Genomic DNA, 1,965 nt, shown 5'->3' on the forward strand with positions numbered 1-1,965 from the left:
ATCCACGGCCGAGTACTCACACCATCCCGAACGGCCGAATCCTCACATCGGTCACGCCCAACCAGGACACTTCAACAAGATCGTGTTACGAGCTCTAAGGCTTTCTGAAGGGTTGCCGCATCTCGTCCCCACGTATTGCACGAAGTGTGAGCGTGTGAACTACGGACGCGAGAGAAGTGACGCAGAACGGTCCGGTCCTGGTATTCAGCGGGTTATCTGTAGGAGCTGCACCCAGCACACTCACGTGAGGGTGTCAGGCCGATCGACGGTTCTTCCCGATAGCTAACTGATGACCCGTCATGCAGTCGCCGGCTCAGAATATCCAGCCAGCTCGAAGAGATCTCTTGCGGCTTGGCATGTTTGCATTCGACTTCACCGATAGGGAATGCCGGACGGAAGTTCGCAGATAAGTCGTCTGGCGATCCCGGCCCCAGCTCGAAGAACGCACGCGTCGCGTGACCCCTCGGCTTGGGGCGACGGAAGGGAAGTATCCATGGTGAAGAACTGCGCCGTCTGCGGGGCGTCCTTTGAGCCGAGGAAAACGCACGCCGCATACTGCGGTAAGCCGTGTCGGGACAAGGCGTATCGCGCCAGGAAGGCCGCTGAAACTCCGCGTAGCACCTTGAGAACCGCGCAGGATATCCAGCTTCCGGAAGACGACAGGGAGGCACTCAGAGAGCTTTTCAGGGCCGCAATCGCGCGCATCCTTGCCGACGGGCTCGTTGTCCCCGGACGGCGCGGAGAAGCTGACGTTGCCCATCCGCTAGCACGTTTCGTTGGGCAGTGGCTCACGGCACTGGGAAGAGGAGAGGCGGCAGTGCCGGACGGCTCCGCAGACGACCTTGACGACGCTATCGCGCGTCTCCTCGCGAGCACCGACGATAAAGGGCAAGCGCGGTGAATCTGAACGTATCTGACGTCACGTCAGAGCTTGCCAACAGGATCGTCCGAAGCGGGATCGACGACGTGACGTCCCACTCGCTGTACCCGGTTTTCGCGCTGAGCTTTCAGCGGGATTCCGGGACGCCCCCGGGAGTCGCCGAAACCCCTTGGGGTGACGTGCACGACGTGTTCCACTGCGTGACGGCACCCGACGTCTACTGATGGTCGAATGACAAAGAAATCCCCGCATCGGTCACCAATATAAGGTGGTCGATGCGGGGATTTCTTTTTGGGATCTTATGCAGAGATGCCAGCCCTCTTGGCGATCCTGGTTAGGCGCTCGTTACTTCGCTTGTGCTTCGACACTAGAACTCGGGTTAGTTCCAGCGAAGTTGGGTGAACGGCAGCCATTTCCGGAGCAACTTCCCATGCCTTTTCTAGGCTTTCAAGGGTACCGTCTTGATCTCCCAGGGCGAGTTGGGAACGGCCGAGGTTCATATAGAACGGCCCTACCCTCGTCGCGGGGAGAGTGAATCCCGACCGGATCAAATCATCTGCTGTATCCAGAGCCTTGCGATGTTGGTTCAGATCGGATGCTGTCGAGATTACGTGTGTGGCTGTATTTTCGGGTCCGAAATGAATTCCGTGCTTGACAATGTCTTCCGGGAACTCTTCGGATGCCCTCCACGCTGCTTCGATATGCTGCTTTGTTGTCTGCTTGTCCTTGAGGCGCCCAGCAAGAGTCAGGCCGCGAAGGTGCAGAATTCCCAGCGCGTATGCGCGGTCCCGGCCTGTAAGTGTGGACTCGGCCTGAACCACTGCACGGTCAACGATAGCCAGCCCTCCGGAGAAATCTCCCGAGTTCAGAAATGTTCCAGCATCGTCACGTGCTGCAACGATAGCTGCAATCGGGTCAGCCCGCTCGGAAGCCATGCGTTGTTTCATTGTTGCCAATTCGGCAAGATGCATCCACCTGTGCCTAGCGGCTAAGGCTTGTCCCGTAACTGCTGGTCACGGGTGGGATGATCTTGGTGTGGCTGGTGTGATCACGGCGTCGGAGCCGTCCTGGATAGCCCCGTTCAC

2 protein-coding genes are annotated in these 1,965 nt (G+C 58.6%); one reads left to right on the top strand and one right to left on the bottom strand.

What is annotated here, in order from left to right:
* Positions 1-493: 493 nt before the first annotated feature.
* Positions 494-901 (top strand): hypothetical protein, encoded by a 408-nt coding sequence (locus PV682_RS43975; RefSeq protein WP_319738570.1) that lies wholly within the window; start codon positions 494-496, stop codon positions 899-901.
* 278 nt (positions 902-1,179) lie between these two features.
* Here the strand turns inward: PV682_RS43975 and PV682_RS43980 are convergent, their stop codons facing one another.
* Complete coding sequence (locus PV682_RS43980) at positions 1,180-1,851, bottom strand: DNA-binding protein (RefSeq protein ID WP_319738571.1); 672 nt, start codon at positions 1,849-1,851, stop codon at positions 1,180-1,182.
* Positions 1,852-1,965: the final 114 nt, after the last annotated feature.

This window comes from Streptomyces niveiscabiei, assembly GCF_033794345.1.
Lineage (GTDB): Bacteria > Actinomycetota > Actinomycetes > Streptomycetales > Streptomycetaceae > Streptomyces > Streptomyces niveiscabiei.

What these genes read in the sequence shown, in the direction of transcription:
- PV682_RS43975 (WP_319738570.1), top strand. Translation starts at nt 494, where the DNA reads ATGGTGAAGAACTGCGCCGTCTGCGGGGCGTCCTTTGAGCCGAGGAAA.
- PV682_RS43980 (WP_319738571.1), bottom strand. Translation starts at nt 1,851, where the DNA reads ATGCATCTTGCCGAATTGGCAACAATGAAACAACGCATGGCTTCCGAG.